The sequence below is a fragment of the Paracoccus sp. (in: a-proteobacteria) genome (genome assembly GCF_046462195.1).
GTDB lineage: Bacteria > Pseudomonadota > Alphaproteobacteria > Rhodobacterales > Rhodobacteraceae > Paracoccus.
Map to the genome: position 1 here is coordinate 1 of NZ_JBKGUN010000208.1, position 5,106 is coordinate 5,106.

Annotated in this window: 3 protein-coding genes; all 3 read left to right on the forward strand. The window is 64.2% G+C overall.

What is annotated here, in order from left to right; translation table 11 throughout:
• The first annotated feature begins 23 nt into the window (after nt 1-23).
• Nucleotides 24-2,411 (forward strand): phenylalanine--tRNA ligase subunit beta, encoded by a 2,388-nt coding sequence (gene pheT / locus ACLHHB_RS12820; protein WP_410218672.1) that lies wholly within the window; start codon nt 24-26, stop codon nt 2,409-2,411.
• A gap of 189 nt (nt 2,412-2,600) precedes the next feature.
• Entirely contained in the window at nt 2,601-3,257 is a 657-nt protein-coding gene (locus tag ACLHHB_RS12825; protein ID WP_410218670.1) for a hypothetical protein, read from the forward strand.
• 294 nt (nt 3,258-3,551) lie between these two features.
• On the forward strand, nt 3,552-5,106 hold a 1,555-nt coding region (locus ACLHHB_RS12830; protein ID WP_410218671.1), incomplete at its 3' end, for a PAS domain-containing protein.

The following is a 5,106-nucleotide window of genomic DNA, read 5'->3' on the forward strand; positions in this document are numbered from 1 at the left end:
ACCGGACCCGGAAAGCACGCGCCATGAAGTTCACCCTCTCCTGGCTCAAGGAGCATCTCGACACCACTGCGACCCTCGACCAGATCGCCGAGGCGCTGACCGATCTGGGGCTGGAGGTCGAGGAGATCGCGGACCCCGCCGCCAGGTTGGGCACCTTCACGCTGGCGCGGATCGACCATGCCGAGCAGCATCCCGATGCCGACCGCCTGCGCGTCTGCCGCGTCATGACGGACGAGGGCGAAAAGCAGATCGTCTGCGGCGCACCCAACGCGCGTGCGGGAATCACCGTGGTTCTGGCCAAGCCCGGCGATTATGTGCCCGGCATCGACACGACGCTGGGGGTGGGCAAGATCCGCGGCGTCGAAAGCCACGGCATGATGGCCTCCGAACGCGAGCTGGAGTTGTCCGAGGAACATGACGGGATCATCGAGCTGCCCTCGGGCGAGGTCGGCCAGCGTTTTGTCGACTGGCTGGCGCAGAACGCGCCGGACAAGATCGACCCGATGATCCATATCAAGATCACGCCGAACCGTCCCGATGCCTTGGGCGTCCATGGCATCGCGCGCGATCTGGCGGCGCGGGGACTGGGAACGCTGAAGCCCGTCACCGTGCCGCAGATCGATCCAATCTTTCCCTGCACGATCAGTGTCACGATCGACGGTGACGTGGCCGCCAAGGCTCCGTTCTTTGCGGGTCGCGTGCTGCGCGGCGTGACCAACGGTCCGTCGCCCGAATGGCTGCAGAAGCGTCTTCGGGCCATCGGCCTGCGCCCGATCAACGCGCTGGTGGACATCACCAACTTCTTCACCTTTGACCTGAACCGGCCGCTGCACGTTTTTGACGCCGCCAAGGTCACGGGCAACCTGGTCCTGCGCGGGGCGAGGGCGGGGGAGGAACTGGTGGCGCTGGATGACAAGACCTATGCGCTGCCGGAAGGCGCGGTGGTGATCTGTGACGATCAGGGTCCGGAAAGCATTGCGGGTGTCATGGGCGGCGCAGCCTCGGGCGCGTCCGAAGACACCACCGAGGTCTTTGTCGAGGCGGCTTACTTTGATCCGATCAGCACCGCCGCCACCGGTCGCGCGCTGAAGATCAACAGCGACGCCCGCTATCGCTTCGAGCGGGGCATCGACCCCACCTTCACCCTGCCGGGGCTGGAACTGGCGACCCGCATGATCATGGACCTTTGCGGCGGAGAGGCCTCCGAAGTCGTGACCGCAGGCGCCCTGCCAGACGCTGGCCGCGCCTATCGCCTTGACCCGTCCCGCACGACCAGCCTGGTCGGCATGGACATCCCGGAGGCTGATCAGCGCGCCACGCTGGAAGTCTTGGGTTTCCGGCTGGACGGCGACATGGCGCATGTGCCCAGTTGGCGCCCTGACGTTCTGGGCGAGGCCGACCTGGTTGAAGAGATCGCCCGCATCGCCAGCCTGACCAAACTGCAGGGCAAGCCGCTGCCGCGTCCGCGTCCGGGTGTCCCGCAGCCGGTTCTGACGCCGCTGCAGATGCGTGAAAGGGCGGCGCGGCGGATGGCGGCGGCCTTGGGCTACAATGAATGCGTGACCTACAGCTTCATCGACCAGGTGTCGGCCACGCTGTTCGGTGGCGGCAGCGATGCCGTGCGGGTCGAGAACCCGATCAGCAGCGAGATGTCGCATCTGCGTCCCGACCTGCTGCCCGGTCTTCTGGCTGCGGCGGCGCGCAACCAGGCACGCGGCTTTGCCGATCTGGCGCTGTTCGAACTGGGGCCCGTCTTTTCGGGCGGCGAGCCGGGCGAGCAGGCGGTGCGGATCAGCGGGCTTCTGGTCGGACAGATTGCGCCACGCGATCCCTTCGGCAGCCGGCGCAAGGTGGACCTGTATGACGCCAAGGCCGATGCCGAGGCGATCCTGCAGGCCATCGGTGCGCCCGCCAAGGTGCAGATCAACCGCAAGCTGGACGGTTGGTGGCATCCGGGCCGGGCGGGCAACATGGCGCTTGGCCCGAACGTCCTGGCAAGCTTCGGCGAGATCCATCCCAAGGTGCTGCGCCAGATGGATGTCAAGGGATCGGCGGTGGGCTTCACCATCCAGCTGACCGCCGTGCCTTTCCCGAAGGTCAGGACTCCGACACGCCCGGCGCTGGCACTGTCCGAACTGCAGGCGGTCGAGCGCGACTTTGCCTTTGTGGTCGACCCGCAGATCGAGGCGCTGACGCTGGTCAATGCGGCCACGGGTGCGGACAAGGCACTGATCACGCAGGTGACGGTCTTTGACCAGTTCTCGGGACTGGAGGACGGGCGGAAGTCCGTCGCGATCTCGGTCCGGATGCAGCCGCGCGACAAGACGCTGACGGATGCGGAAATCGAGGCCGTGAGTGCCAAGATCATCGACAAGGTGCAGAAAGCCACCGGCGGGACCCTGCGCGGCTGACATTGCCGTGCCCTGGCAGCCTTGCCGCAGCAGGCAGGGAGGCATGCGCGGCGGCTTGCGTGCTTCCGGGGCGGATGACAATCTTGTCCGATCTTGCGCCTCATCCAAAAGGATGAGGCGCTGGAACAATTGGTCCAAGTCGATGGTTCCCCGTCTGCCTCATGGGAGAGGTATGTCTGGGAGGACAGGATGAAACTTTACACCACATTGATGGCCAGCTGCGCTTTCGCCTTTATGGCTGTTTCCGCGCAAGCCGACTGCGCTGCTGATCTGGCACGCCTGACGGGCGAGTCGGGAGCCGCCGATGCGTCCGGGGCCATTTCGAGCGCCGCAGGCGGCACGACCACGGACGCCGGGTCGTCAACGACATCATCGACCATGAGTGACAGCGCCACCGCGACCGGCAGCAGTGACATGGCAGCGGACAGCACCACGACCGGCAGCAGCGACACGACTGCTTCGGGCGGCGGCAGCACCGAGGGGATCTCAAAGGACGGCTCGCTGGCGCCGCTGGAGGGCCAGTCGGGTCAGGACATGAGCACGACGGCCATGTCGGGTCAGGATGTTCAGGCGCAGCAAGAGGGTAAGCCGACCGCTGCAGCCGAAGCCGAACAAGCCATGGAAAGCACCAGTACGGACAGTGCAGCCTCGGCCAACATGGGTTCGGGAAGCGACATGAGCACCACTGGCACGGCCAGCAGCGACATGGCGGCAAGCAGCGGCAGCAGTGACACGTCCGGCAGCGGCGCAGACCGCGATGCCGTTATCGAACGTGCCCGAACCGCCCTGGCTGCCGGTGACGAGGAAGCCTGCAGCGCGGCGATTGCCGAACTGGAAACCCTCTGAAATCTTGCAGTGTCGGGCAGCCCGCTCATCGAGCGTGCGGGCTGCCCGGACCTTGCCCGAAGGATGCTGCCGTAGCGCAGCTTTGCCACCCTCCACCTCAAGGCAATGTCCAGGCATTTGGCCGCCCGTCAGGATCACCTGACCTGAGCTTGCCAAGAGTACTTGCCGCTACGTAATCTTCTGATAAATATCAATGCTGTCTTCGCTTCCGGAAAGACTTTGTGACCGCGCCGCACCTTGCCAAGGGGCAGGTGCTCGGCCCAATACTGGCTGCGGTCGCACTGAGGATCCGCAATGAACGAGATGACGGGCTGCGCCACCTTTCTTGTCGAAACAAGCGAGGTGTCTGCATTGATCAGGAACCATGACTGGTCGTCCACGACCTTGGGGCCCATGCAGCAATGGCCCGCCGCGATGCGCACGACGATCGCGATGATCCTCCGCTCGCCGTTGCCGATGGCAACCCTGTGGGGTGAGGACGGCATTCTGATCTACAACGACGCCTATTCCTTGTTGGCCGGAGCACGCCATCCAAAGGTTCTGGGCATGAATGTGCGGCAGGGTTGGCCCGAAGTTGCGGCGTTCAATGATCACGTGGTCGGGGCCGTTTATGGTCGCGGCGAGACTCTTTCGTTCAAGGATCAGGAACTGACTCTGCTCCGGGGCGATGTGCCTGCTCCGGTCTGGATGAACCTCGATTTTTCCCCGGTTCTGGATGATGACGGTACCCGGTTGGGCGTGATCGCCATCGTGGTCGAAACAACAGAGCGTGTGCTGGCGGATCGCCAGTTGCAGGACCAGCGGGTGCGGCTGCAGCAGATGTACGACCAGTCGCCAACCCTGATGGCGCTGCTGGAAGGGCCGGATCACCGCTTCACGCTCATCAATCCCGCCTATCACAAGATGATCGGGCAGCGCGACATCCTGGGAAGGACCGTGGCGGAAACCCTGACGGAAGCGGTCGAGCAGGGGTATCTGGACCTGCTGAACAAGGTTTATACCAGTGGCACGCCGCATCACATGGATGCGGCCCCTTATGATGTGCCGCTGACGCCGGGAGGGCCGGTCAGGCGCCGGTATCTGGATTTCGTCTATCAGCCCTTGACCAATGCGCGTCACGAAGTGACAGGCATCTTCGTCAACGGCGTTGACGTGACGGAACGTGTTCTGGCGCAGGAAACCATCCGGGAACGCGAGGCCCGGTTCCGGACCTTTGCGGAAACCATGCCGCATCATGTCTGGACGGCATCATCGGATGGCGTTCCGGACTGGGTCAATGAGCGCATGCTCCAGTATTGCGGCCTCGGGATGGAGGCCTTGCAGGACAAGCGCTCGTTCGACCTCATTCATCCCGAGGATCGCGATGAGGCGCTGGACCGGTGGTCGGATGCCTGCGCCAGCGGTCAGCGTTACGAAAGCGAACTGCGGATCCTGCGATACGACGGTCAGTATCGCTGGCATCTGGTCCGTGCCCTTCCATTGCGCAATGACGAGGGCAGCATCACCCTCTGGATCGGGACCAATACCGACATCCATGACCAAAAGCAGGCCGAAACGGAATCCACGCAGGACCGTGACCGCCTGTGGAACCTGTCGCAGGACCTGATGCTGGTCTGCGACTTTGGCGGCATCATCACGGCCATCAATCCCTCGGCGCAGCATCTTCTGGGATGGAGCGAGAGCGAGATGCTGGGCCAGCCGCTGACCCGGTTCCTGCATCCCGATGATGTGGGAGTCACCCAGGCTGAAGTGGGCAACCTGTCGCTTGGTGCCTCGACCCTAGCATTCGAGAACCGGTATCGCTGCAAGGACGGCACCTATCGCCTGCTGGACTGGACCGCTGTTCCGG

Bases quoted from the DNA above. Each gene is read 5' to 3' on its own strand.
- pheT (WP_410218672.1), top strand. From the start codon at position 24: ATGAAGTTCACCCTCTCCTGGCTCAAGGAGCATCTCGACACCACTGCG.
- ACLHHB_RS12825 (WP_410218670.1), top strand. From the start codon at position 2,601: ATGAAACTTTACACCACATTGATGGCCAGCTGCGCTTTCGCCTTTATG.